General features: G+C 36.3%; 19 protein-coding genes. 5 read left to right on the top strand and 14 right to left on the bottom strand.

What is annotated here, in order from left to right; all coding sequences use genetic code 11:
• Positions 1-336: 336 nt before the first annotated feature.
• The 5 genes from ACFPVY_RS10690 to ACFPVY_RS10670 all read right to left on the bottom strand — a co-directional run bounded on the left by ACFPVY_RS10690 (position 337) and on the right by ACFPVY_RS10670 (position 3,979).
• On the bottom strand, positions 337-1,296 hold the full coding sequence (locus ACFPVY_RS10690; RefSeq protein WP_379791987.1) for a geranylgeranylglycerol-phosphate geranylgeranyltransferase: 960 nt from the start codon (positions 1,294-1,296) through the stop codon (positions 337-339).
• Positions 1,297-1,394: 98 nt separating this feature from the next.
• Positions 1,395-2,333: a mevalonate kinase family protein gene (locus ACFPVY_RS10685; protein ID WP_379791986.1), complete on the bottom strand. Its 939-nt coding sequence runs from the start codon at positions 2,331-2,333 to the stop codon at positions 1,395-1,397.
• Between the two features lies 1 nt (position 2,334).
• Positions 2,335-2,637 (bottom strand): type II toxin-antitoxin system RelE/ParE family toxin, encoded by a 303-nt coding sequence (locus ACFPVY_RS10680; protein WP_379791985.1) that lies wholly within the window; start codon positions 2,635-2,637, stop codon positions 2,335-2,337.
• Positions 2,634-2,858, bottom strand: coding sequence for a hypothetical protein (locus tag ACFPVY_RS10675; protein WP_379791984.1), 225 nt, complete (start codon positions 2,856-2,858; stop codon positions 2,634-2,636). Before ACFPVY_RS10675 ends, ACFPVY_RS10680 begins: the two co-directional genes overlap by 4 nt.
• Before the next feature lie 29 nt (positions 2,859-2,887).
• Positions 2,888-3,979: a diphosphomevalonate decarboxylase gene (locus ACFPVY_RS10670; protein WP_379791983.1), complete on the bottom strand. Its 1,092-nt coding sequence runs from the start codon at positions 3,977-3,979 to the stop codon at positions 2,888-2,890.
• A 145-nt stretch (positions 3,980-4,124) separates the two neighbouring features.
• Between ACFPVY_RS10670 and ACFPVY_RS10665 the strand changes: the two genes are divergently transcribed.
• Positions 4,125-4,604, top strand: coding sequence for a TspO/MBR family protein (locus ACFPVY_RS10665; RefSeq protein WP_379791982.1), 480 nt, complete (start codon positions 4,125-4,127; stop codon positions 4,602-4,604).
• An 8-nt stretch (positions 4,605-4,612) separates the two neighbouring features.
• Here ACFPVY_RS10665 and ACFPVY_RS10660 read toward each other — a convergent pair whose 3' ends face one another.
• The 9 genes from ACFPVY_RS10660 to ACFPVY_RS10620 form a co-directional block, all read right to left on the bottom strand.
• A complete protein-coding gene (locus tag ACFPVY_RS10660; RefSeq protein ID WP_379791981.1) occupies positions 4,613-5,287 on the bottom strand; it encodes an endonuclease/exonuclease/phosphatase family protein in 675 nt (224 codons plus the stop codon).
• The gene (locus ACFPVY_RS10655) at positions 5,284-6,522 is read right to left on the bottom strand and encodes a BaiN/RdsA family NAD(P)/FAD-dependent oxidoreductase (protein ID WP_379791980.1); all 1,239 of its coding nucleotides are present in this window, start codon (positions 6,520-6,522) and stop codon (positions 5,284-5,286) included. Before ACFPVY_RS10655 ends, ACFPVY_RS10660 begins: the two co-directional genes overlap by 4 nt.
• Positions 6,519-7,205 carry a glycerophosphodiester phosphodiesterase gene (locus tag ACFPVY_RS10650; RefSeq protein WP_379791979.1) on the bottom strand — a complete coding sequence of 229 codons (687 nt, stop codon included), beginning with the start codon at positions 7,203-7,205 and terminating at the stop codon, positions 6,519-6,521. Before ACFPVY_RS10650 ends, ACFPVY_RS10655 begins: the two co-directional genes overlap by 4 nt.
• Positions 7,206-7,443: 238 nt before the next feature.
• The gene (locus ACFPVY_RS10645) at positions 7,444-8,880 is read right to left on the bottom strand and encodes an alpha-amylase family glycosyl hydrolase (RefSeq protein ID WP_379791978.1); all 1,437 of its coding nucleotides are present in this window, start codon (positions 8,878-8,880) and stop codon (positions 7,444-7,446) included.
• A 182-nt stretch (positions 8,881-9,062) separates the two neighbouring features.
• Complete coding sequence (locus ACFPVY_RS10640) at positions 9,063-10,895, bottom strand: glycoside hydrolase family 13 protein (protein ID WP_379791977.1); 1,833 nt, start codon at positions 10,893-10,895, stop codon at positions 9,063-9,065.
• Between the two features lie 61 nt (positions 10,896-10,956).
• Positions 10,957-13,260 (bottom strand): glycoside hydrolase family 65 protein, encoded by a 2,304-nt coding sequence (locus ACFPVY_RS10635; RefSeq protein ID WP_379791976.1) that lies wholly within the window; start codon positions 13,258-13,260, stop codon positions 10,957-10,959.
• Between the two features lie 82 nt (positions 13,261-13,342).
• The gene (pgmB, locus tag ACFPVY_RS10630) at positions 13,343-13,996 is read right to left on the bottom strand and encodes a beta-phosphoglucomutase (protein ID WP_379792010.1); all 654 of its coding nucleotides are present in this window, start codon (positions 13,994-13,996) and stop codon (positions 13,343-13,345) included.
• 4 nt (positions 13,997-14,000) lie between these two features.
• A complete protein-coding gene (locus ACFPVY_RS10625; protein ID WP_379791975.1) occupies positions 14,001-15,344 on the bottom strand; it encodes an MFS transporter in 1,344 nt (447 codons plus the stop codon).
• Between the two features lie 204 nt (positions 15,345-15,548).
• Entirely contained in the window at positions 15,549-16,574 is a 1,026-nt protein-coding gene (locus ACFPVY_RS10620) for a LacI family DNA-binding transcriptional regulator (RefSeq protein ID WP_379791974.1), read from the bottom strand.
• Positions 16,575-16,800: 226 nt separating this feature from the next.
• On the opposite strand from ACFPVY_RS10620, the gene ACFPVY_RS10615 reads away from it, so the two are divergent.
• From ACFPVY_RS10615 to ACFPVY_RS10600, 4 genes are read left to right on the top strand one after another with little or no spacing between them, the layout of a single operon-like run.
• Positions 16,801-19,749, top strand: a complete 2,949-nt coding sequence (locus ACFPVY_RS10615) for a SusC/RagA family TonB-linked outer membrane protein (RefSeq protein ID WP_379791973.1) — start codon at positions 16,801-16,803, stop codon at positions 19,747-19,749.
• A gap of 16 nt (positions 19,750-19,765) precedes the next feature.
• Complete coding sequence (locus ACFPVY_RS10610; protein ID WP_379791972.1) at positions 19,766-21,364, top strand: RagB/SusD family nutrient uptake outer membrane protein; 1,599 nt, start codon at positions 19,766-19,768, stop codon at positions 21,362-21,364.
• A 21-nt stretch (positions 21,365-21,385) separates the two neighbouring features.
• Positions 21,386-22,486, top strand: coding sequence for a SusE domain-containing protein (locus ACFPVY_RS10605; protein ID WP_379791971.1), 1,101 nt, complete (start codon positions 21,386-21,388; stop codon positions 22,484-22,486).
• Between the two features lie 50 nt (positions 22,487-22,536).
• Positions 22,537-25,422 (top strand): alpha-amylase family glycosyl hydrolase, encoded by a 2,886-nt coding sequence (locus ACFPVY_RS10600; protein ID WP_379791970.1) that lies wholly within the window; start codon positions 22,537-22,539, stop codon positions 25,420-25,422.
• Positions 25,423-25,519: the final 97 nt, after the last annotated feature.

The raw sequence follows: 25,519 nt of genomic DNA, 5'->3' as shown, positions 1-25,519 counted from the left end.
CCCTAGTATATTGGACGATTCGATTTTTTTGAAGCTATTTCCTGCTTTTCCCTGCAATCTTTTTTATCAATGTCTTTTTTTGCAAGCCACAAAAGGAGCTTCCGTTGGTCGCTCTTTTGTGTCAGCAAAAAATAGCCATTGCTCAAAAAAGGATTTCCGGTTCAATCAGGGCTAGGGACGAAGATTATCTATAAATTGTGCGTAAAAAATTATCCCTTAGGAATTTAATATCGGTAGAAACACGAGAATTAAATCAATAGCATCGGGCTTTAACCCGATGTAAAAGAAAATCGGAATTGGCTTTAGCCAAAATTTCCAACGTTTTTGTACGAGAAATTATAAAACACTAACCGCCAGCAAAACCTTTTTTCCGTGCCACAAAACCGTCGGGTCAATCAGCACGATACAAAAAACCCCTGCCACAATAATGAATTTAAGAAGATTATGAAGTTTTAAAAAATCTTCCTTCGAAGTTGATTTCCATAATTTTATAATAAGGAAAATCATTAAAATCATACAGATATAAAAGTAAATCACCATATAACCGACTTCATAAATGTCGACCAAAAAATAAACCGGAATCACAGTCAGAGTGGTCAAAACCGTAATCGCAATTTTTGAAACTCGTTCGCCATAAACCACAGGAACCGTCTTGTAATCGCTCACAAAATCGCCTTTCATATTCTCTAAATCCTTGACCATTTCCCGAATTAAAATCAGCAGAAATAAAAAGATAGCATGCCCAAAAATAATCCCGATTTTTTGCCAGTCATATTCTAAATATTGTCCTTTAAAGTAATAAAGCAAAATTCCGAAGAAAGGGAAAACCGCCAAAACCGAAGCGGTCAAATTTCCTATAATTGGATATTTCTTCAATTTATGTGAGTAAAACCAAATTAAGAAAATGTAAACCGAATAAAATAAACTCACGCGCCAGGAAACAAAATAAGCCAAAAATACAGACAAGAAATTCAGTCCGAAATAGACATAAAGTTTCGTTTTCTGGCTCACCAAACGGTCCAACATAGACTTATTCGGACGGTTGATTAAATCTTTCTGCGCGTCATAAAAATTATTGATGATATATCCCGAAGCGATGCAAAAACTTGAAACCAATACCAAAATAAATAAATTGATATCTAAAATCACATCCAACGCCCGCACATCTTCAGGCGACAAAATAAAAATGGCCGAAAGATATTGCGCCAATAAAATAACCGGAATATTGTACCCGCGAACCACAGAAAACAAACTGATAATTTTCATTACAAGAAGTTTGTTCTTTCTGCTTAGCATTTTTTTTGGGTAAAAGGTTTTGGGTTTATGGTCTAAGGTTTTGACCAAAACTAAAATTTATCTCGAAAAACTTTTGGCTTCTGCCTGATTTCTATTGACTAGAACTGATAAACAACTTCCAACTTATAATCTTTCAAAGCTTCTTTGGCTTTCTCATAATCTTGCGTAAATCCAAGAATATAACCGCCTCCGCCAGAACCGCAAAGTTTCAAATAATAGTCATTTGAATCTAAACCTTTTTGCCAAATTCCGTGGAATTGCTCTGGAATCATTGGCTTAAAGTTATTCAAAACCACTTTTGAAAGTTTTTTGGTATTTGCTAATAAACCTTTAATATCTCCATGAAGGAAATCATCGATACTTGCGTCGGTATATTTCACGAATTGGTTTTTTACCATCGCTCTAAAACCTTTGTCTTTCAAGCTTTCCATAAAAAGGGAAACCATCGGAGCGGTTTCTTTTACTTTTCCAGAATCCAATAAAAATACAGCGCCTTTACCGGTCAAACTTTGAGTAGGAATTCCAGTCGCTTCAATATTATCGTGCGAATTAATCAAAATTGGAATGCTCAAATAGCTGTTCAAAGGGTCTAAACCAGAACTTGTTCCGTGGAAAAAAGATTCCATTTTAGAAAAAATCTGCTTTAATTTTAATAGTTTTTCACGAGTCAGATTTTCTAAAACCGTGATTTTATTTTCAGCATATTGGTCATAAATTGCAGCCACCAAAGCGCCACTGCTTCCAATTCCATAACCTTGCGGAATGCTGGAATCAAAATACATTCCGGCTTCAACATTCAGCTTCAACAGCTCAATATTGAATTTCACAAGCTCTGGATTTTCTTGTTGCATTGTTTCCAAATACGCAACAAAACGCTTCAAGCTTGCATTTGAGTTTGTGGCTTCATCAGAAAGATTGTCGTCAACCTTCAATCCGCCGTTAAAAAAATTATAGGGAATGGACAAACCTCGAGAACCTTTGTTTATTGCGTGTTCACCGAAGAGTAATATTTTTGAGTAAAATAATGGTCCTTTCATATTATTTGATGTCTTTCTTAATTTTATTTGGGTTTTGTCTGGTGTCGAATAAAGCTAAAATTCTAATTTCTGAATTATTAAATCTATAATATATTGTTGTTTGCTTAGTTAAAACAAATCGAAATCTATTTGCATTGATTTCTGATTTTGGAAATATTTCCGGATTTAACCGAATCATTTCAAAACCCTTTTCCAGCTTTTCAACAAATTCACTTCTCGCTTTTACCGAAAATTTAGCTTCAATATATTCCGCAATGGACAAAGAGTTTTTCAGAGCAGTTTTTGAAACAGTTATTTTTCTCATCTCGCTTTTAGCATCGAAAAAAAATCTTCAGATGTTACAAAATCTCCATTTTCAAAATCTTTTTCACCTTGCTCAATAGTTGCTTTATGATTCTCACTCAATTCATTCCACCAATCTTTTTTTTCTTTCTGAAAAATCTTTTTGATAGATTCAATTATGCTAGGATCGTTCGTTTCTGACAATCTTTTCATCAATTCCTGCTTTTCCAATTGAATGTCCATAATCCAAATTTTAATTAAAGATACGAAAATTATAGTTTAGTTGCACCAAATCCAATTTCATCGCAAATATATTGCGAGTTTTGGCAATAGCCAACTAATTCATCTTTAATAAATTCTAAAACTTTCTCGCGAACGTTTTCGGGATATAAAACGTGCACATTTGCACCAGCATCCAACGTAAAACAAACCGGAATTTGCATCTCGTTCCTGAATTTCCAAATCTTGTTGATGATTTCCAAAGTATTCGGTTTCATCAAAATAAAATAAGGCATCGAAGTCATCATCATGGCGTGCAAAGTCAAGGCTTCGCTTTCCACAATTTTGATAAATTCATCTAAATTTCCTGATTCTAAAACGGTTTTTATTTTCGAAAGATTTTCGTACGCTTGCTCAAAACGTCTTTCTGCGTAAGGATGATTGTGCATTAAATCGTGACCAACCGTGCTCGAAACCTGTTTTTCTCCTTTGTCAACCAATAAAATAGTATCTTGATAATTCTTAAAATTTTCATGAATTTGGTTCGGAAATTCCACTCCAAATAAATCAGAACTTCCTTCGATTTTAGAATTTCCCCAAACCACAATACTTCCTTTTACACTTCTGCAAGCGCTTCCAGAACCTAATCTAGCCAAAAATGAAGCTTTCTGAAAAAAATAATCGTCCGTCATTTCAGTCCCGAAGTTTCGGGATAATTCTTTTTCCAAACTCATTAAATTCATCGCCAAAGCCGACATTCCCGAAGCCGACGAAGCAATTCCGGAACTGTGCGGAAACGTATTTTCAGTATCAATCGTGAAATGGTAGTCTTTTAAAAATGGCAAATATTTCTCAATTCGTTCAAAGAACTTCTGAATTTTTGGCTTGAAATCTTCTTTTGGTTTTCCTTCAAATAACAAATCAAAAGAGAAATTTTCTGTATTTTCTTTTTTTGAAAAACTCAGTGAAGTAATTGTCTTGCAGTTGTTTAAAGTGAAACTAATTGAAGGATTTGCAGGAACTTGGTTTTCCTTTTTTCCCCAATATTTAACTAATGCAATATTACTCGGAGCGCTCCATTTAAAAGCACCTTTTTCAATATAATTTGTATATTTTGCTGGAATAAAATCCTTTTCAAGAATCATAGAAATAATTTTTGCAAAGATACTTTTTTTGAGTTAAAAATTATGTGTAACGCAGATTTCACAGATTAACACAGATTAATTTGTGTAAATTTGTGAAATCTGTGTTTCATTTTTTGAACAAGGAGTGAACTTTACAAAAAAGAAGATGAATAAATATACAAGAATATTGGTTTTAGTGGTGACTTGCCTTGCAGTTGCTTATTTTTCAAGTTTGGTGACGCGCCCGAGTGTGGAAACTTGGTACACAACAATTGAAAAACCAAGTTTTAATCCGCCGAATTGGCTTTTTGCGCCAGTTTGGACGACCTTATACGTGATGATGGGAATCGCGGGCGGTTTGGTTTGGCACGAAATCAATTCGCCAAAAAGGGAGGAAGTTAAAAAAGCGATGTTATTCTTCGCAATTCAATTAGGCCTAAATGCGCTTTGGTCGTATTTATTCTTCGGATTAAAAAACCCATTATTAGCTTTAATCGAAATTGTTTTGCTTTGGCTGATGATTTATGAAACATATATCAAGTTCGCTAAAATCAATAAATTCTCGGGCTATTTATTTGTTCCGTATTTACTGTGGGTAAGTTTTGCGACGGTTTTGAATGCTAGTATTTGGTGGCTTAACAAATGATTATTGATTTAAGATTTTTGATTTATGAATTGGATTGAAACTCCTTTGTGGTCAGATAATTTTTTATCAGGATTCCATTCTGTTATTTTAAAATCAAACCCTTCCAAAAAATTATCGTTCATTGCAATGTGATCAATAGATTCTGATAGGTCTTTCGTCAAAATTTTTAGTTTGTTAACTTCAAAAAAATGGTTCAATTCTTTGCGACCAAATTCCGTAAAATAATAATTGTCAGAAAATGAAATATTAAAATCTCCAATTACACAAAAGGTTTGGTCTTTAGAATATTGCTCGTAATCTAACAATTGTCGTGACAAGTCCGTTTTGAAGTTCTCATTTCGGTTTCCAAAAACCCCGATAATTGTTCCATAAACATTAATCTTGCCGATTTCAGTATTTATTTCTGCACAGCAAGAAATGAATTCATCATAAGTTTTTAACCGATTCGTGATTTCATATTTGGAATATATTATGACTCGTTTTTCACTTTTGTTGTAAAAATTAGCATCTAGTTCAGAAAGGCTTTTAGTAGCTATTTTATATGGATAATTTTTTAACTCTACTCTTTCGTCATATTCCGTAAGCACAAAAATCTCAGCGTCAATATTTTCGCATATCTCGATTATTTCAGCAATATTTTTACTGTGTTTTAATCTTTCGATATTCCAAGTTGCGATTTTCATAAGATTTTCAATTCGTTAATCGCATTCGCCACAATAAACCCACTCGTCCAAGCATTCTGAAAATTAAATCCACCAGTAATCGCATCAATATTTACAATTTCTCCTGCAAAATATAAATTCTGATGCAATTTGCTTTCCATTGTTTTGAAGTTGATTTCCTTCAAGTCGATTCCGCCAGCGGTTACAAATTCTTCTTTGAAGGTACTTTTTCCGTTTACTTGGAATTGTCCGTTTGTGAGTTGATTGGATAAATTTTGCAATTGATTTTTTGATAAATCAGCCCATTTTGTTTCGTCAGAAATTCCAGAAGCCAAAACCAGACTTTCCCAAAGACGGTTCGGGAACTCAAAAGGCGATTTCTTGGAAACAGTTTTCTTGGAATGTTCTTGCTTCAATTCTTTCAAGATTTTTTCAGCATCTTCAGTGTCAACATCATTCAGCCAGTTTACAAAAATGGTGAATTGGTAATTCTTTTCGAATAGAATCCTCGCTCCCCAAGCAGATAATTTCAAAATGGCAGGTCCACTCATTCCCCAATGCGTGACCAATAAAGGTCCGGTTGAAGTTAACTTCGTGTCTTTTACTTTCACCGAAACTTGTGCGGAAACGCCCGGCAATTCTTTTATCCTCGAATCTTTTATGTTAAAGGTAAATAAAGAAGGAACCGGACTCACAATCGAATGCCCGAAATCTTGAATCATTTCCCACATTTTGGGGTTGCTTCCTGTAGCCAAAACTAATTTTTCACAGATGTATTGCTCATTTTGGGTTTCTATTTTCCAGAAATTTCCATCCGAAGTCTCTGATTTATATATCGATTGAACACTTTGTCCAGTCAAAACTTGGATTCCGAGTTTTTTTGTAGCTGTTGTGAAACAATCGATAATCGTTTGGGAAGAATTTGAAACAGGAAACATTCTTCCGTCTTCTTCAATTTTTAATTCCACACCGTGCTTTTCGAACCATTCAATCGTGTCGCCCGAACAGAATTGATGAAAAGGACCACGGAGCTCTTTTTCGCCACGCGGATAAAATTTGACCAATTCATTAGGTTCAAAGCATGCGTGCGTGACATTGCATCTTCCGCCTCCAGAAATTCTGACTTTCGTCAAAACTTCTTTGCCTCTTTCTAAAATTGCAATTTTCAATTTTGGATGCTTCTCAGCGATATTTATCGCGGTAAAAAAACCTCCGGCTCCTCCGCCAACGATGATAATGTCAAAATTCTGGCTCATATTCTTTCTGGGAAATCGGTGATGATTCCGTTTACGTTATAGGATTTAATTCGTTCGATGTCTTCGGTTTCATTGATTGTCCATGTGTAGACTTTGAAACCTTGTTCTTGTGCTTTTTGAACATTGTGTTCGGTCAAAAGGCTGAAATGTGGATGAATGGCTTTCGCTGAAAAAGCATTTGCCCATTCCAATGCTTGCGCAACACTAGCCTGCGACAAAACGCCTAAATGTATTCTTGGATTGATGGTAAATAGCATTTCCAATTCTTCTCGTTGAAAACTTGAAACAATGAAATCTTCATAAGAATATTCTTTTTCAAGAATGTATTTTTCTATCAGATCCGAAACGGGTTTTGCGGTATGTCGTCCTTTTAATTCGATGTTGATGAAGCACTTTTTTCCGACCAAATCGATGACTTCTACCAAAGTTGGGATTTCAATTTCATTATTTATTTGCAAGGCTTTTATTTCGGAAAGTGATAATTCTGAAACTGCTCCCGAACCATTTGTGGTTCTGTCTACATTGAAATCGTGGATGACAATCAATTCTCCGGTTTTGCAAACGTGAACGTCCAGCTCAATTCCGTCAGCGTTTAAATCTAATGCTTTTTGGAAGGATGGAAGCGTGTTTTCGGGTTCGTGACCTTTGGCTCCGCGATGTCCGATGTTTAATACTTTTTTCAAGGGAAGAATTTTTGCAAAAGTAATGCTTTTTATTTTTAATCTTTTACCGCAGATTCGCAGATTTTCTTCGATATAAGAAAGCAAAGTTTGTCAACAAACTTGTCATTCCGACGAAGGAGGAATCTTCGCGACTTGAGCAAAATACAGAGATTCCTCCTTCGTCGGAATGACAAATAGTGGGAAAATAAAAAAGCACAAACCGTGAAGATTTGTGCTTTTAAAATTTTTATATTTCAATCTAATTCGTCAAAACCCAGTATTGCCAAGGTTTGAAATTGTGTTTTTGGTCCTTTGCTAAAGTCACTTTTTCGCCAGTCATATAATTGGTGAAAGTTCCGTCAATTGGTGTCGTAAATTCTTGGTCTTTTTTGGATAAATTTCCGATATACAAGACTTTTTTACCAGCTTTTTCTCTTTCGAAAGCAAAGATATTTGCATCCGCAGAAGTTGTCAAACGTTTGTAAGACGCTGGGTTTTTCCCTCCATTTAAGGCTTCGTTGTTGTTTTTTAAGGCGCCTAATTTTTCATAGATTGGGAACATTTTTGCCTTTGTTTTTGGAATAGAATCTTTCTCGAAGAATTTCAACTTGCGTTTTAAATCATACTCTTGACCAGTGTAAATCAACGGCATTCCAGGCATCACATACGTCAAAGCCGTGTAAGCCTCAACACCATCGCCCATTCTGTCGTATTCCGTTCCGTTCCAAGAATTTTCGTCGTGGTTGGATGTGAAGTTCATGAAGAAGTCATTTTTTTCGTATTCTTTACTAATTTTAGTAAAAACTGCGTCCAAATCTTTCACTGTTTTCGTGCCTTTATTGATGTCATTCATCACGTGGTGTGCTTCCCAACCATAGCCCATATCAAAAAGTCCGTCTTTCAAAAGATAGTTTTTGTTGGATTCCATCAGCATAAAAACAGGCTTCACTTTTTTCAACGCTGGAATGGCATTTTGCCAAAACTCGGTCGGAACATTGTCGGCCACATCACAACGGAAACCGTCGATGTTTTCTTCTTTTACCCAATACAACATTTCATTTTTCATGGCTTCGTTTAGCTCTTTGTTAGCATAATCTAAATGCGCCACATCTGTCCATCCCCAAGATTTTCCTGTTTCTGGATTCAGCGGGTCGGTTACTTCACCTTTTGCATTTTTATGGTAATATTCGGGATGTTCGGTAATCCATTTGTGGTCCCAACCCGTGTGGTTTGCAACCCAATCCAAAATCACGTACATTCCGTTTTCGTGAGCCGTTTTTACCAAATTCCTGAAATCTTCCTTAGTTCCCAAATCTGGATTGATTGCCGTGTAATCCGAGATAGCGTAATAGCTTCCCAGATATTTTGCTTTTTCTTTTGGGTCTTTGATGTCAGAAACTAAACGTCCGTCAGTAGTTTTTCTATTTTTCATAGAAATTGGGTAAATCGGCATCAGCCAGATTACTTTTACGCCTAATTTTTTCAATTCGGGAATGTCTTTCGTGAACGCGTTGAACGTTCCCTCTGGAGAATATTGACGGATGTTTGCTTCGTAAATTACTGCGTTTTCAGCGGTTGCATCTGAAACTGGAGCGATTGTTTGTGTTGTTGCTACCGTTTTCTCTTCGGCTTTTTTATCGTCTTTGCAGGAGATTAAAGCTGTTATTGCAATTGCTAATAAGATTGTTTTTTTCATAAATTATTGTTTTGTCTCGCAAAGGCGCAAAGGTTTCTGTTGATTTTAGCTTTGCAGTTTTGGATGTTTGTGAGATGTTTTTATAGATTATTTACTATTCTTCTAATTCCGTCTTTAATTAAAATGTAAAACTTTGCGTCTTAGCGCCTTTGCGAGATTCATTTAAAATACTTTGCGAGCTATTATTTCAATTCTAAAACCAAAACCGATTTTCCTTCCAAAGAAATTTCGTTTGAAACATCAACTGATTTTCCAGAAAGCACATCTTTCCCTGATTTGAAAGCTTTAATATTTTCTTGGAAGCGATTTGTTTTGATGGTTTTCGCTTCCGCGGAATTGTTAATTACTACCATAACCGTTTCTTTGTCATCATATCTGAAATAAACATATACGTTTTCCTGTGGAATGTAATGCGTAGTTTTTCCGAAGTGAACAACATTTTTATTTTTTCTCCATTGGAATAATTTTGAAGTCACATCGAAGAATTTATTTTGCTCTTCGGTTCTTCCTGATTTTGTGAAAGCGTTATTTTTATCGCCAGTCCAGCCTCCTGGAAAATCTTGACGAATATCGGCATCACCTTTTCCTTTGTCGCCTGCCATTCCGATTTCTGAACCATAATACAACTGCGGAATTCCACGAACTGTCGCCAGCATAGCCATTGCCATCGTGTATTTTTTGATGTCGTTTTTATGATTTTGGTTGAATCTTCCGGTATCGTGATTTTCTACGAAAGTCAAAATATTGTTGATATTTGGATACAGAAAATCATTCGTAAAATTATCGTAGAATTTGATCATTCCGTCGTTCCAGCTGTCTTTGTCTTCGTTAAAAGCATTACCAAAAGCACTGTGCAGTGTAAAGTCCATTACACTTGGCAAATGTGAATTATAGCTTTGGATTGCAGCAATTTTGCTGTCTTTTTGCCAATATGCCATTTGGGCTTGGTCGTTCATCCAAACCTCGCCAACAATGTTGAAATAAGGATATTCGTCAGTAATCGCTTTGGTCCATTTTGCAATTCCAACTTTGTCATTGTATGAATACGTATCGACTCTGTAACCATCCAAATCGGCATATTCAATCCACCAAATTGCGTTTTGAGTCAGGTAATTCAACACCAACGGATTCGATTGATTCAAATCGGGCATTGACGGAACAAACCAACCGTCCACACAATTTTTTGTATCGATTGCGGAAGCATTTGGGTCAAATTGCGTCGCCATTCTGTAATTCGATTGTGAAAAACCTGGAAATTGATGTACCCAATCATACGTTGGCAAATCTTTGTACATCCAATGTTGGGCACCCCAATGATTCGTCACATAATCTTTTATAAGTTTCATTCCTCTTTTTTTCAATTCAGATGAAAGCTTCAAATATTCTTCGTTGGTTCCATAACGCGGGTCGATTTTGTAAACGTCTGATTGGCCATAACCGTGATAAGAGTAACCTTTATCGTTGTCTTCGCAAAGTGGCGTGCTCCAAAGTGCCGTAACTCCCAATTCTGAAAGATAATCTAGGTTTTTGATAATTCCCTCAATATCACCACCGTGACGTCCGCCAGGCGAATTTCTATTGGCTTTTTCGGTAGTAGCTGAATTGCTGTCGTTATTCGGATTTCCATTTGCAAAGCGGTCGGGCATGATCAGATACATCATATCCGACGAATCAAAACTTTTACGTTCTGCAGAATTCGCACGTCTTTGTTTTAAGGAATAATTTTTAGTAAAAGCTACCTTGTTTTTGTTCTTAAATGAGAAAACAAAATCAGAAGCAGGAAGATTTTTAGTGTCGATCGTGATGAAAATGTAGTTAGGATTTTCGGTTTTGACTACGTTTTTTATCACGACATTGTTTGAAACCGAAGCTTCATATTGTGCGATATTTTTTCCGTAGAACATAATTTGAAGTTCTGGATTGTGCATTCCGGCATACCAAAAAGGTGGTTCCATTTTATCAATTTGGGCGAAAGCGGAAATGGACAAAAGTAAAAGTAGGATTGTTTTTTTCATTTATTTATATTTTAAAAACCCTGTCAGAGTTTGAAACTCTGACAGGGTGATTTGAAGAATATTATACTGTAACCAAAGTATTCGGCTCCACCAAAACTGCTTTTCCATTCACAAAAACAGTCAGCTCTTTTGTGCCTTCCAAGTTGAATTTGGTTTCGTTAGCTTCTACAGAAACTTGCAAAATCTGATTCCTGAAATTGATTTTAAACGAATATCCTTTCCATTGTTCTGGAATTCTTGGTTCAAAATGCAACGCGTCGTCTTTTACCCGCATTCCTCCAAAACCTTCGACGATACTCATCCAAGTTCCGGCCATACTTGTAATATGACAACCTTCTTCCACTTCCTTATTATAATCATCTAAATCCAATCGAGAAGTTCTCAGGTAGAAAGTATAAGCTTGTTCCATTCTGCCCAAGCCTGCCGCTTGAATCGAATGAACACAAGGCGAAAGTGATGATTCGTGAACCGTAAATGGCTCGTAGAAATCAAAATGTTTCTCCAATTGTTCTTTCGAGAAATGATCTTCAAAGAAATAAAATCCTTGCAAAACGTCGGCTTGCTTGATGTAAGGCGAACGAAGAATTCTGTCCCAAGACCATTTTTGATTGATTGGTCTTTGGCTTTTATCCAAGTCATTTACCTTCACCAATTCTTTATCTAAGAAACCGTCTTGTTGCAAATAAACATCGTGCTCTTCCGAAAAAGGAAGGTACATTTTATCGGCCACTTTCTTCCACTGTGCCATTTCGCCTTTGTCCAAATTTACTTTAGACATGATTCTTGAATGGTCAGAAGCATATTCTTTTTCTACTTTTTCGATTTGTTCCAAAGTGTAATCGATACACCATTTCGCCAAATAATTTGTGTAGAAATTGTTATTTACATTATTCTCATATTCGTTCGGACCGGTAACGCCAAGAATTACGAATTGATCTTTATTTGTAGAAAATGTCGCTCTTTGGTGCCAAAAACGAGCAATTCCGATTAAGACTTCCAATCCTTTTTCTGGAATGTAGCTGTAATCACCAGTAAATCTGAAATAGTTGAAAATTGCAAAAGCAATAGCACCATTTCTATGGATTTCCTCAAAAGTAATTTCCCATTCATTGTGGCATTCTTCTCCGTTCATCGTAACCATCGGGTACAAAGCTGCGCCATTTGTAAAACCTAATTTGCCAGCATTTTCAATGGCTTTATCCAATTGATTGTAACGATACGTCAACAAATTTCTCGCAACTTGCTGGTCTTTTGTCGCCATATAAAACGGAATGCAATATGCCTCGGTATCCCAATAAGTCGAACCGCCGTATTTTTCTCCTGTGAATCCTTTTGGGCCAATATTCAAACGAGAATCCTTACCCAAATAAGTTTGGTTCAATTGAAAAATATTAAAACGGATTCCTTGCTGTGCTTTTACGTCGCCATCGATGGTAATGTCTGACATTTCCCAGATTTTTGACCAAGCTTGTTTTTGGTTTTCCAATAGATTTTCGTAGCCTATTTTCAAACCTTCAGCAATTATGTTTTGAGCCGCGCTTTGCGTATTTTCGTGGTTTAAAGAAACGGTGTAACCTCCTAATTTTTGAAAAGAAACTGTTTCTTTATTTCCAATTTTTACTTCGTAAGAAAACTGAATTTTATCTGCATTTACTTGAACATAAAACGGATTTTGTTTTACTGAATTTCCATTCAACAAAATCGAATTCTGCATAAAAGTAGTTGCTGTAAAATGGGTCTTGAACGTTCTTGCCGTTACAAAAGCTTCATTTTCTGAATGTTTTACCTCAAGCGGTTCCCAGAATTTTTCCTCCCAGTTCGCATCTTCATTGTGTACTCCGGCATCCACATAAGGCTTGAAAATGATGTTTGCTTCTCCGTTTAAAGGCGTAATTTCATAATTGATAACGCCTAATTCGTCAATATCCAATGAAAGAAAACGTGTGATTTTAGCTGAAATTTCCACACCATTTTGTAAAACAGCTTCGAAAGAACGATAGTAAATACCTTCTTTCATATTCAATTCACGCTTGAAATTGGAAACCGATTTACATTTAGCCAAGTCAAAATTTTCGCCGTTGATTTCAATTTCAATTCCGATCCAATTTGGAGCGTTCAATACTTTTGCGAAATATTCCGGATAGCCGTTTTTCCACCAGCCCACTTTTGTCTTGTCTGGATAATAGATTCCGGCGATGTAACTTCCTTGGAACGTTTCGCCTGAATAATTTTCTTCAAAATTGGCACGCTGTCCCATTGCACCATTACCGATGCTGAACAAACTTTCGGAGGATTTGACTCTTTCAGCATCAAATCCTTCTTCTATGATGGACCAATTGTCTGGTTTTATATAGTCTTGATTCATTGTGTTTTTTGTTTAAAGTTTACTGTTTAAAGTGGAAGGTTGCGTAACTTGAAACCTTAAACTCTAAACCTTCAACAGTGATTTATTTGATTAATGATTCGATGAATTGCTCATCTATGTGTGTGAAATCTGGGAAAATAAATTTTGCTTCGTGCAAGATTTTTGCTTCGCCGATTCCAACGCTTGTCATATTGGCGATGTTTGCCGCTTGAACTCCGGCAACAGAATCTTCAAAAACAATTGCATTTTCTGGAGCAACATTCAAAAGTTGAGCGGCTCTTAAAAAAACTTCTGGATCTGGTTTTGCATTGGTGACATCGTTTCCGTCAACGATCGCATCAAAATAACCGATGATTCCTGTTTTTTCTAAGATTGGTCGTGCATTTTTACTTGCGGAACCTAACGCAATCAATTGGTTTTGTTCTTTCAAAAATTTTAAAACCGGAACAACGCCGCTTAAAATTTCACTTTCGTCCATATCTACCAAATAGGATAGATAATCTTCATTTTTTTGGACTAGCCATTTGTCTTTATTTTCCTGACTTGCTTCAATTTTCCCTAATTCAAGGATAAGATCTAGCGAGCGAACTCGGCTGACACCTTTTAATTCTTCGTTGTGTTCTGGGGTAAATTCGATTCCTAGCTGATTAGCAATTTTTTGCCAAGCTAAGTAGTGGTATTTTGCCGTGTCAACGATAACTCCGTCAAGGTCGAATATGAATGCTTTTGTTTTCAATATTTTATACTTTAATTGTGTCGTCTTCATCTTTTACTCTCGAAACAAACGTAGCTGCAATTAAAAAGGCAACACCGCTGGCTACAATTGCATAGATTGGATTTCCACCATAAACATATTTAACGATTGGACCGCCAATGATAGCGTTGATGATTTGTGGGATTACAATGAAGAAATTAAAGATTCCCATGTAAACGCCCATTTTTTTCGCAGGAATGGATCCCGAAAGTATAGCATAAGGCATCGCCAAAATACTTGCCCAAGCGATTCCCACACCGACCATTGATAAGATCAACCAATTTGGAGATGGAGCGAAATAGACCGAAATCAATCCGATTCCTCCGGCGATTAATGAAAAAGTGTGTGTAGATTTTCTTCCAATTTTCTTAGCGATGTAGGGCAAAAAGAAGGCGAAAATTGCAGAAATTCCGTTGTAAACTCCGAAAATAATTCCAACCCAGTCACCAGCTTCTTGATAGGTTTTACTGCTTGTGTCGTCTAAAGGAAGGTTGTAAACGTGATGGGCGATTGCTGGAGTTGCGAAAACCCACATTCCGAACAAGGCAAACCACGAAAAGAATTGTACCCAGCCCAATTGTTTCATTGTTTGTGGCATATTCTTGAAATCTTCAAAAATATTCATCAGGCTTGAACTTTCTTCTTCGTGAACAATTCCTTCGGCTTTATCGAATGCTTCCAATTCTGCAGGAGAGTATTCTTTGGTTGTGGAAATTGTAATTAAAACGGCCACAATCAAAGCAATTGCACCAATAATAAAGGAAAGAATTAAATGGTAAGGAACTTCTCCGGGCAAAGCTTCGCTAGAAACTCCAAACCAATTGCTCAACGCATACGGAAGCCAAGAACCGATGACAGCACCAAAACCAATCAACGCAGTTTGAACGCTGAAGCCCAATGTTCGCTGGTCAGACGGGAGCAAGTCAGCCACCAAAGCACGGAAAGGTTCCATGGCAATGTTGAACGAAGCGTCCATAATCATTAGCATTCCCGCTCCAACCCAAAGTGCGGGCATAAAAGCTGTTAATGCAGCAGATTGTGGCATGAAAATTAATCCGAAAGCCGCTAAAATTGATCCGATTAAAAAGTATGGTTTTCTTCTGCCGAAACGCGTCCAAGTTCTGTCACTATAATGTCCGATTATTGGTTGAACAATTAATCCCATTAAAGGAGCAACTATCCAAAACCAAGACAAACTGTGTACGTCAGCGCCGAAAATTTGCAGAATTCTACTGGCATTTGCATTTTGCAAGGCAAATCCCATTTGTATTCCAAGATATCCAAAACTCATGTTCCAGATATCGAAGAAACTTAATTTACGCTTTTTCATTATCGTAATTTGTTGATTTATATACGATAAGCGTTATTGCTTATCAAAACTTAATCTTTGGTTCGAAGTAAAAATATAAGTATTGATAATTATTGCAAATATATACAGATTTTGGATTTTAGGTTTTAGATTTAAGAATTTAACATAATGAGAATAGCTTAAATGTAGGATTCAAATATTTGATTTACAGGATATTGTTTCGAACTACAACGTTGGCGTAGATTCTCTTAAAACCAAATGCGTTTCGATAACTTCCGTTTTAAAATGTTCTTCTTCTTCCTCTTCAGATTCTAACCTTTCGATAAGCATTTTTGCTGCTTTTCCGCCCATTTTGATTCCGTTTTGAGAAACGGTGGTGATGCTTGGTGACGAATATTTTGAGATGATTCCGTCAGTAAAACCAATTACAGAAATATCTTCTGGAACATTTTTATTGACCATTTTCGCAGCTTTAATCGCGGTGACAGCAAACAATTCGTTTACGGCAAAGACAGCATCAATTTCGTTGTTTTTAATTAGTTCTTCAATTTGATGATCACAAATGTCGATGTCTTCTATTTTAAGGATCAATTTTGGATCAACCACAATATCATTAGTTTTCAATGCTTTAATGTAGCCGTCGGTTCTTAGTTTTCCAACACTCACATAATCAACAGTTGTAATCAAAGCGATTTTCTTGAAACCTTTATCTATTAAAGACTGAACCGCTTCATAAGCTGCCAAATTGTCGTCGATAATTACCTTGTCACATAAAACATCATTGGTCACGCGATCAAACATCACGACCGGCATTCCTTGATTGATAACCTCAGTGATGTGGTGGAAATCTTTTTTGTGCTGTGTTTCTTTTGAAAGCGACATGATGAAACCGTCGATGGTTCCGTTTGCCAGCATTTCCATATTAATTACTTCTTTGTCAAAAGATTCGTCAGATAAGGTTACGATAACATTGTAACCATGTTCGTTTGCCACATGTTCGATGCCGCTAATTACGGTTGCGAAAAAATGGTGAACGATTTCAGGAATAATAATTCCGATGGTTTTTGTCTTTTTATTCTTTAAACTAAGCGCAATTAAGTTTGGTTTATAGTTGTATAATTTAGCAAATGCTTGTACTTTTTGGCGTGTATCTTCGCTGATTTCTGGGCTATCTCGAAGTGATTTTGAGACAGTTGAAATTGAGACGTCTAATTCCTTCGCGATTTGCTTTAAAGTTACTTTTCTTCTCATGATAAAATTCTTCAAATATTAATTCGTCAATAAAGATAATTTTAAATTTTATTAATCGATATTTTTAGGTCAAAAATCTCTCATTTCAGTAAAGTTTTCAACACGCAAACGTTTTCGGTACTCTGTTTTACGAAAACGTTTTTGTAGTGTAGAAAATTTACATAAGTTTAACATTCGAAGTGAAAATATAAGGTATTCAAACTCAATTTTAACCTAAACAAAATGTATGAAAACAATTTATAAAAAGTTGTTGCTTTTATTACTACTGCTCCCGTTTAGTGTGCTGGCACAGAACACATTAAGCGGTAATGTCAAAGACCAAGCGTCTGGATTGGGATTACCTGGAGTAAATGTAACTATTCAAGGTGGTTCTGGTGGATCCACGACAGATATTGATGGAAATTTCCTTCTTTCTGGAGTAAAATCTGGAGATGTTATTTCCTTTAATTATCTTGGATATAAAATGACTACCGTAACGTATGCTGGACAAAAAAATGTTAGCGTTACAATGGAAGAAGATGCTTCTCAGTTAGAAGAAGTTGTGGTTATCGGATATGGTACTACAACTAAAAAAGATGCAACTGGAGCATTGACAAATATTACTTCAGAACAATTTAACAAAGGACCATTAGTGTCTGCAGATCAATTATTGCAAGGTCGTGTTGCCGGTTTGCAAATCACAAATGGCGGAGGTGAGCCAGGTGGAGGTTCTTTAATTAGAATCAGAAGCGGTTCTTCATTAAATGCAAACAATGATCCTTTGTATGTTATCGACGGAGTTCCAGTTGATGCTGGTGGTGGTGGAGTTGAAGGAGGAAGAAATCCTTTGGCAAATATCAACCAAAATGACATTGCGAGCATGACGATCTTAAAAGATGCTGCCGCGACTGCAATCTATGGTTCAAGAGCTTCTAACGGAGTTGTAATTATTACAACTAAAAAAGGAAAATCTGGTGAGATGCAAATTTCTTACAATGGAAACTTTCAAGTTAGTGAAGTTGTAAAAACTGTTGATGTTTTAAGCGCAGACCAATACAGAGCTTACATTAACGAATTTGGTAATCCGGAAACTCAAGTTCCATTATTAGGGACAGCTAACACAGATTGGCAAAAAGAGATTTATAGAACAGCGTTAAGTACAGATCATAACGTGGCTGTTTCTGGAGGAACTGACAATATCGTTTACAGAGCTTCTTTAGGGTATTCTAACTTAAACGGACTTTTAAAACACGATAATTTTGAGAGAACTACTATTGGAGCAAATGTTACTGGAAACTTTTTAGACAAACATTTAAAAATTGAAGTAAATAATAAGACCTCAATTATTCAAAATAACTTTAGTGAGAAAAGTGCGATTGGAGCAGCTGTTGCTTTTGATCCAACACAGCCGGTTTACCAAGAAAATGCTTTTGGAGGTTTTTATCAATGGGCAAACCCAACAAGCGGTGCTTATGAAGTGAATGCTTCAAGAAATCCTGTTGCATTCTTAGAACAAAAACACAATTTTGGTAATACTTACAGAAGTATCGGAAACATTCAAACAGAATATAAAATTCATTCTTTTGAAGACTTAAAATTGGTAGCAAACTTTGGTTATGATTATGCTTCGGGAAGATCTTTTGGTTACACAGATGATGATTATGTTGTTCCGGCAGAAGCAGGTTCTGAATATAGAAGAACGCAAGACAATCAAAATAAAGTAATGGATTTGTATTTTAATTATAACAAAACTATTGACGGTTTAAATACTAATGTTGATGTTACTGGAGGTTACAACTATCAAGATTTTAGGTACAGTAACCAAGGGTTTAATTACGATGCTGCAAATGATGTGCTAAATCCATCGAATCCAACTAAAGAACGTTTGAATATTCAATCATTTTTTGGTCGTGCAACAGTTACTATTGCTGATAAATATATCTTAAACGGATCTTTTAGAGCTGATGGATCTTCAAGGTTTCAAAAAGATAACAGATGGGGGTATTTTCCTGCAGCAGCAGTTGCCTGGAAGATTAAAGAAGAAAGCTTTTTGAAAGAAAGTACAATCGTTAGTGACCTTAAATTGAGAGCTAGCTGGGGTATTACTGGGCAACAAGATACTGGTGCAAGATATCCTTCTTACCCATTGTATTCTAATTCTACAAATACTGCAGCTTATCAAATTGGGTACAATCCTGACGGAAGTCCAATTTATGTACAAACTGCTTCTCCACTTGGATACAACCAAGACTTAAAATGGGAAGAAACAACTACAATCAACTTAGGTGTTGACTTTGGCTTCTTTAATAATAGAGTTCAAGGTGCAGTTGAGGTTTACAAGCGCGAGACAAATGATTTGATTGTTTTTGCACCAAATCCACAAGGTGTTAACTTTTCAAACGGAGCTAACTACAATATTGGTAGTTTAGAAAATAAAGGTGTTGAGGTAAGTTTTGATGTTTACCCAATTAAAAATGATAATATGACTTGGAGAATTGGAGGAAATGTAACGTTCCAAAACTCTGAAATTACAGAATTAACCGGATCAAAAGCAGGATTTAATGTTGGAGGAATCTCTGGAGGTACAGGAACAACAGTTCAAAACCACCAAGTTGGATTTGCGCCATCTTCATTCTTTGTTTACGAACAAGCGTATGACGCGGCAGGAGCGCCACTTGACGGAATTTATGTAGATAGAAACGCTGACGGGATCGTAAATGCTGATGATAAATACAGATTCAGAAAACCAGCTGCAGATATGTTCTATGGCTTTAATACAGATTTTAGCTATAAAAACTGGTGGTTCTCAATGAGCTGGAGAGGAAGCGTTGGAAATTACAATTACAATAACGTGTCTTCAAACAACGGAAGTCAGCAAAATTCTCTTCCATCAAATGGAAACTATCTTAACAATGCTCACGTAAGTATATTAGATGCCAATTTTGCAGCTCCAAGATTTGAATCAGATTATTATATCCAAGACGCTTCATTCTTAAGAATGGATAACGTAACGGTTGGTTATACATTTAAAAATGTATTTTCAGAAGGTTCAAACATGAGATTGACCGGAGCAGTTCAAAATGTATTTTTAATCACCGGCTATAAAGGAATTGATCCTGAAAATACATCAGGAATTGATAACAATTTATATCCAAGACCAAGAACCTATACTTTAGGTTTGAATGTTAATTTCTAAAAATAAAAAATTGAATATGAAAAAAATTAGTTTAACTCTAACAAAGATTGGAATCTTGGTTCTGGCACTTTCTTTTGGATCGTGTACAGATGATCTTGACCAATCAAATCCGCAAAGTATCGGCAATCCTTCGGTTGATGAGTTGTACAGCAATCCAGCGGCATATAAGCAAACGCTTGCAAAGTTGTACGCAGGTCTTGCAACGACAGGTCAGAATGGACCAGCCGGTTCTCCAGATATTTCTGGAATTGACGAAGGAGCAAGCCAGTACATTCGTGGTTTATGGCTCATGAACGAGCTTTCAACTGACGAAGCAATCATTGGTTGGAACGATAATACGATCAAAGATTTCCACTATCAAACATGGTCTGCAACAGATTTGTTTATCAACGCAACTTTCAGCAGGCTTGACTTTCAAGTTAAAAATTGCAATGAATTCTTAAGACAGACAACCGATGAAAAACTTGATTCAAGAGGTGTTTCTGGAGAATTGAGAACAGAAATTGCAACTTACAGAGCAGAAGCTCGATTCTTGAGAGCTCTAAGTTACTGGCATTTCTTAGATTTATTTGGAGGTAGAGTAGGTTTGGTAACTGAAAATGATCAAACGGGATTTTTCTTGCCAGAACAGGTTACTTCGGCAGAAATGTTTGAATTCATTGATACAGAACTTACTGAAATCGATCCACTGTTAAAAGCGCCAAAAACAAATGAATATCCGCGTGCTGATAAAGCGGCTGCTTGGATGCTTCACGCAAAATTAATGATGAATGCAAAAGCTTATATCGGTACAGAAAGATATGCTGACGCAGTTCCATTCCTGGATAATGTTATTGGATCTGGTTATAGCCTGCATAACAATTACAGACAATTGTTTATCGCTGATAACGATACAAATGGTTCTCAAAACGAAGTAATCTTTGCAGTTGCTTTCGACGGATTGAACACAAAAACTTATGGAGGAACAACTTTCTTAGTTCATGCTCCGGTTGGTGGTTCAATGTCTCCAGCTGAATTTGGAATCAATGGAGGTTGGGGCGGTATCAGAACAACTTCTGCTTTTGTAAATAAATTTCAAGCAGGAACATCTGACCAAAGATCAAATTTTCACACAGAAGGTCAATCATTGGCAATCAGCGACGTGGGTAACTTTGCAGAAGGTTATGCTGTTGAAAAATTTAAAAATGTTGACATAAACGGAAATCAAGGTTCTGATTCATCTGGAGATTTTGTTGATACAGATTTCCCAATGTTTAGATTAGCAGACGCTTACTTAATGTATGCAGAATGCGCATTAAGAGGTGCTGGTAATACAGGAACAGGCTTGTCTTATGTAAATTTATTGAGACAAAGAGCTTTTGGAAACGCTACAGGAAATGTGAGTTCAATTGACCTTAATTTTATCTTAGATGAAAGAGCAAGAGAATTACATTGGGAAGGTCACAGAAGAACTGACTTGATCCGTTTCGGGAAATTTACAGGAGGTTCTTATTTATGGTCTTGGAAAGGAAATACTCAAAATGGTAGTCCAACTCCAAGTTTCAGAAATATTTATCCAATACCTTCAAATGCTTTAGCAGCTAACTCTAAATTAATCCAAAATCCAGGATACTAAAAACTTTAAATTTTAAAAGAAATGAAAAAAATATTAAAAAACTCTATGATAGCGATGCTTGCAGTTTTTGCAGTATCATGTAATGTTGACGATGTTGAAGACAGACCAGTTGTAACAGGAATCGACGCTCCAGTTTTAGAAGCTCCTGAAGAAGGAAATGCTTATGTATTGAATCCAGAAACAATGGATCTTCTTGCAGAAAGATTTGTTTGGAGCGCTGCAAACTTTGGCGAAGGCATCATTCCTCAATATGACTTGGAAATTGACTTCGCTGGTGATAATTTTGATACGCCAGTAGCAATCGGAACAACAGCAGGAGCACTTCAATTGGCAGCTTCTCATAATGTAATGAACAATGCGTTACTTGCTTTAGGAGCAACGCCTTTTGAAATCGCAAACTTTGAAGTAAGAGTTAGAGCACATGTTGGTTCTCAAGAATTAGTAAGTAATTCTGTAGAAATGATCATTACTCCTTATTCAACTGAAAGCCCAAAATTATATTTAAGAGGAAACTTTTTAAATGCAAGTGGTTATGGAGCAGATTGGGGTGATAACACAAATCCTCCTTTCATAGCAGGAGAAGCTTTTGGTTCAACTTCTTTTGAAGGTTATATTTACATGAACGTTGCAGCTCCAGAATTTAAAATGATTCCAAACGTAACTGGTTTTGACGGAGATTATGGTGACGCAGATGCAAGCGGTTCTTCAGGAGTTTTATCTCAAAGCGAGCAATCAAACATCAAATTGACAACTGGTGCTGGTTACTATTGGGTAAAAGCAAATACAGATCCAGAAATTATGACTTACACAGCTACACTTACAAACTGGGGTGTAACAGGTTCTGCTACTCCAAACGGATGGCCAGACAACGGAATTATGGATCACGATATGACTTATGACGCAACTGAAAAAGTTTGGAAAGTTACATTGACCTTATCTGCTGGAGAATTAAAATTCAGAGCAAACGATGCATGGGCAATCAACTATGGCGACGCTGGTGGAAATGGGGTACTTGATTTTAACGACGGTACAAACATTCAAGTTACAACTCCTGGAACATATGTAATCAAGTTGGACTTCAGTAACCCAAGAAACTATACTTATACGCTTACTGCACAATAATTTAAATAAAAAGGGCTGATGAAAATCAGCCCTTTTTTAAATTAATTAATATGAAAAAAATTACATTTTTATTTTTATTGATCGCTTCTTTCGCTTGGAGTCAGCAACAGACCGTGACCAACACCGTCTCGCCGGTAACATTCGAAGAAACGCAGTCGGTTACACTTTCTTTCAGTGGCGCCAGTATTAACGAAGCCACTTGGAGCGTTACAGGAAATGCACTTTATTTGTGGTCATGGTCGTTAGACGCTAATAATGTTTCTGTCGATTGTCCAACCAATGGAACTTGGACAAATTCAAATGAAGCTAACAAATTGACCTATAACGCAGGAACAGATACTTATTCGATAACTTTTGTTCCAACGACTTTTTACAATAGAACCGGAATTACCAGAATTGGTTTTTTGATCAAAGCTAAAAATGCTACAGGAGATAAAAAATCACAAGATATGTTTTCAAATGTAGGTGCGTTTCAGCTGAATTTAACCGCTCCAGCAGCAACACAGACCATCATTGCTTCTGGAGGAAATTTAAGTATCACTGCAAACAATACTGGTGGTAACGCTAATTATAATTTAAAAGCAAACGGCGTTAGCATTAACTCGCAGTCAAATATCGCCACTTATTCTTTTAATCACACTAACATTACATCTAACCAAAATTATGATTTAGAAGTAACCCAAAACGGAGTGATAAAAGTTAAGAATTTTTCTGTAATTGTAAATCCTGGAGCAATTGCGCAGGCGTTACCAACAGGAATGAAAGACGGAATCAATTACAATCAAGCTGATCCAACAAAAGCAACTTTGGTTTTAAATGCGCCAAATAAAGATTTCGTTTATGTTGCCGGAAGCTTTAATAATTACCAGCCGTCAGGAGCTTATGCAATGAAAAAAGATCCTGCTTCAGGGAAATTTTGGTTAGAATTGACTGGATTAACTTCAGGAACTTCATATTCTTACCAGTATTGGGTTGGAGATCAAACAAATCTTCCTGCAAATTCACCAGCTTTGGTGAAAACTGCTGATCCATTTTCAACATTGGTTTTGAGCCAATTTGATGATCCTGAAATTCAAACTTTGGGTGTTTACCAAAATTTACCTCCTTTTCCTGCTGGTCAAGAAAGAGAAGTTACGGTTTTGCAAACAGGTCCAAACGCGCATTACAATTATACTTGGAGTGACGCAACAACAAATTTCGTAAAACCGGCTAAAAAAGATTTAGTGATTTATGAAGTTTTGGTTCGTGATTTTGATGCCAACAGAACCTATCAAAACTTGATTGACAAAATTGATTATTTCAAAAATCTAAAAATAAATGCCATCCAATTAATGCCTGTAATGGAATTTGAAGGAAATGAAAGCTGGGGTTACAACACCGCTTACCACATGGCCTTAGACAAAAGATATGGCACGGAAGCAAAGCTGAAAGAATTCATCGATTTATGTCACCAAAACGGTATTGCGGTTATTTTAGACGTAGCGTTAAACCACGTTTTCAGTCGTTCGCCGTTAGAAAGAATGTGGATGGTTGACACAAACAATGACGGTTGGGGAGATGGAGTTACAGCAGAAAATCCGTATGCAAATCAATCGGCGACACATTCGTACAGCGTTGGAACTGATTTGAATCATTTCAATGCTAATAATATGACGCAATATTATTCGCAAAGAACAATCGAACACTGGATGAACGAATTTAAAATTGACGGTTTCCGTTGGGATTTGACAAAAGGTTTTACACAAAATTGTCCAAGCGGTTCCAATCAAGAAACGTGTACAAATTCGTACCAAGCAGACCGCGTTGCAAAATTGAAACAATATGCCGATATGCAATGGGCTATTAACCCAAATTTCTATGTAATCTTTGAACATTTAGGCAACGGAGGTTCTTATACTGAAGAAGTAGAATGGGCAAATTACAGAAAAACAGGCGATGCTGACGGAATCTCAAAAGGAATTATGCTTTGGAGAAAAATGACTGATCCTTATGCTAATTTCTTGAAAGGAGTAAGCACAAATCTATCTGGAGTTGCTGATGCCACCAATATGTTTATCGGTTATGCAGAAAGCCACGACGAGGAAAGGGTAATGTATAAAGCAATGAACGAAACCGGACAAACGAACGGAAATCTAACCAGAGCTTTAAAAAGAATGTCAGCAATGGGGGCAGTACATTTGTTAGTTCCTGGGCCAAAAATGATTTACCATTTTGGAGACCTTGGTTATGAAGATTCTATTTTTACATGTAATAACGGAACGGTGAATAACCAAAATGATGCAATTACCGGAGATTGTAAATTAGATACAAAACCACAAAATCAATGGACAGGAAACTGGCTTGCAAATACAAACAGAAGGAAAGTTTATGACGATTGGTCAAAAATGATCGACTTGAAGAAAACTGAAAATGTTTTTGAAAATGGCCAATATTCTTGGAATCAAGCCACAACAGGAAGACCAAGATTAGACATTTGGACAAGCACAGCACAAACGCCAAACTTGAGTTATGTTTTTGTATTGACAAATGCTACAAATGCCGTATTTACCGGTGTTGCAGGTTTTCCATACACAGGAACTTGGTATGACTTGATGACCGGAACTCCAATCGAAGTAACAAGTACAAGTCAAACGGTGAGCATTGAAATCGACGGTTTCAGAGTGTATGGAAACAAACAAGCGGTTTTAAGCAATCCAGATTTTGACTTTAAATCAATCGCATTGTATCCAAATCCTTCAAAAGGAAACTTCAATATCAGCACGAACACAAAACAAGTTTCAATTTATTCAATTGCCGGACAATTGGTGAAAGAATTTAAAGGAAGTTTTGACAATAATTATCAATATTCAATCGATAATTTGAATCAAGGAATGTACATCGTGAAAGTTATTGACGATCAAGACCGCGAATCAACCTTAAAATTGATGAAACAATAATAAATTTGAGTTAGTTAGTATTTTTTTAAGATGCCTTTCTATTAATTTAGGAAGGCATTTTTGTTGCATAAAATTCAGAAAAATCGTGTTAGGAAAT

Source organism: Flavobacterium qiangtangense (genome assembly GCF_042658345.1).
In the GTDB taxonomy this organism is placed as follows: Bacteria; Bacteroidota; Bacteroidia; order Flavobacteriales; family Flavobacteriaceae; genus Flavobacterium; species Flavobacterium qiangtangense.
Note: the sequence above shows the minus strand (reverse complement) of the source record. Positions and strands in the feature narration are given on the sequence as shown.

What these genes read in the sequence shown, in the direction of transcription:
- ACFPVY_RS10690 (WP_379791987.1), bottom strand. Translation starts at nt 1,296, where the DNA reads ATGCTAAGCAGAAAGAACAAACTTCTTGTAATGAAAATTATCAGTTTG.
- ACFPVY_RS10685 (WP_379791986.1), bottom strand. Translation starts at nt 2,333, where the DNA reads ATGAAAGGACCATTATTTTACTCAAAAATATTACTCTTCGGTGAACAC.
- ACFPVY_RS10680 (WP_379791985.1), bottom strand. Translation starts at nt 2,637, where the DNA reads ATGAGAAAAATAACTGTTTCAAAAACTGCTCTGAAAAACTCTTTGTCC.
- ACFPVY_RS10675 (WP_379791984.1), bottom strand. Translation starts at nt 2,858, where the DNA reads ATGGACATTCAATTGGAAAAGCAGGAATTGATGAAAAGATTGTCAGAA.
- ACFPVY_RS10670 (WP_379791983.1), bottom strand. Translation starts at nt 3,979, where the DNA reads ATGATTCTTGAAAAGGATTTTATTCCAGCAAAATATACAAATTATATT.
- ACFPVY_RS10665 (WP_379791982.1), top strand. Translation starts at nt 4,125, where the DNA reads ATGAATAAATATACAAGAATATTGGTTTTAGTGGTGACTTGCCTTGCA.
- ACFPVY_RS10660 (WP_379791981.1), bottom strand. Translation starts at nt 5,287, where the DNA reads ATGAAAATCGCAACTTGGAATATCGAAAGATTAAAACACAGTAAAAAT.
- ACFPVY_RS10655 (WP_379791980.1), bottom strand. Translation starts at nt 6,522, where the DNA reads ATGAGCCAGAATTTTGACATTATCATCGTTGGCGGAGGAGCCGGAGGT.
- ACFPVY_RS10645 (WP_379791978.1), bottom strand. Translation starts at nt 8,880, where the DNA reads ATGAAAAAAACAATCTTATTAGCAATTGCAATAACAGCTTTAATCTCC.
- ACFPVY_RS10640 (WP_379791977.1), bottom strand. Translation starts at nt 10,895, where the DNA reads ATGAAAAAAACAATCCTACTTTTACTTTTGTCCATTTCCGCTTTCGCC.
- ACFPVY_RS10635 (WP_379791976.1), bottom strand. Translation starts at nt 13,260, where the DNA reads ATGAATCAAGACTATATAAAACCAGACAATTGGTCCATCATAGAAGAA.
- ACFPVY_RS10625 (WP_379791975.1), bottom strand. Translation starts at nt 15,344, where the DNA reads ATGAAAAAGCGTAAATTAAGTTTCTTCGATATCTGGAACATGAGTTTT.
- ACFPVY_RS10620 (WP_379791974.1), bottom strand. Translation starts at nt 16,574, where the DNA reads ATGAGAAGAAAAGTAACTTTAAAGCAAATCGCGAAGGAATTAGACGTC.
- ACFPVY_RS10615 (WP_379791973.1), top strand. Translation starts at nt 16,801, where the DNA reads ATGAAAACAATTTATAAAAAGTTGTTGCTTTTATTACTACTGCTCCCG.
- ACFPVY_RS10610 (WP_379791972.1), top strand. Translation starts at nt 19,766, where the DNA reads ATGAAAAAAATTAGTTTAACTCTAACAAAGATTGGAATCTTGGTTCTG.
- ACFPVY_RS10605 (WP_379791971.1), top strand. Translation starts at nt 21,386, where the DNA reads ATGAAAAAAATATTAAAAAACTCTATGATAGCGATGCTTGCAGTTTTT.
- ACFPVY_RS10600 (WP_379791970.1), top strand. Translation starts at nt 22,537, where the DNA reads ATGAAAAAAATTACATTTTTATTTTTATTGATCGCTTCTTTCGCTTGG.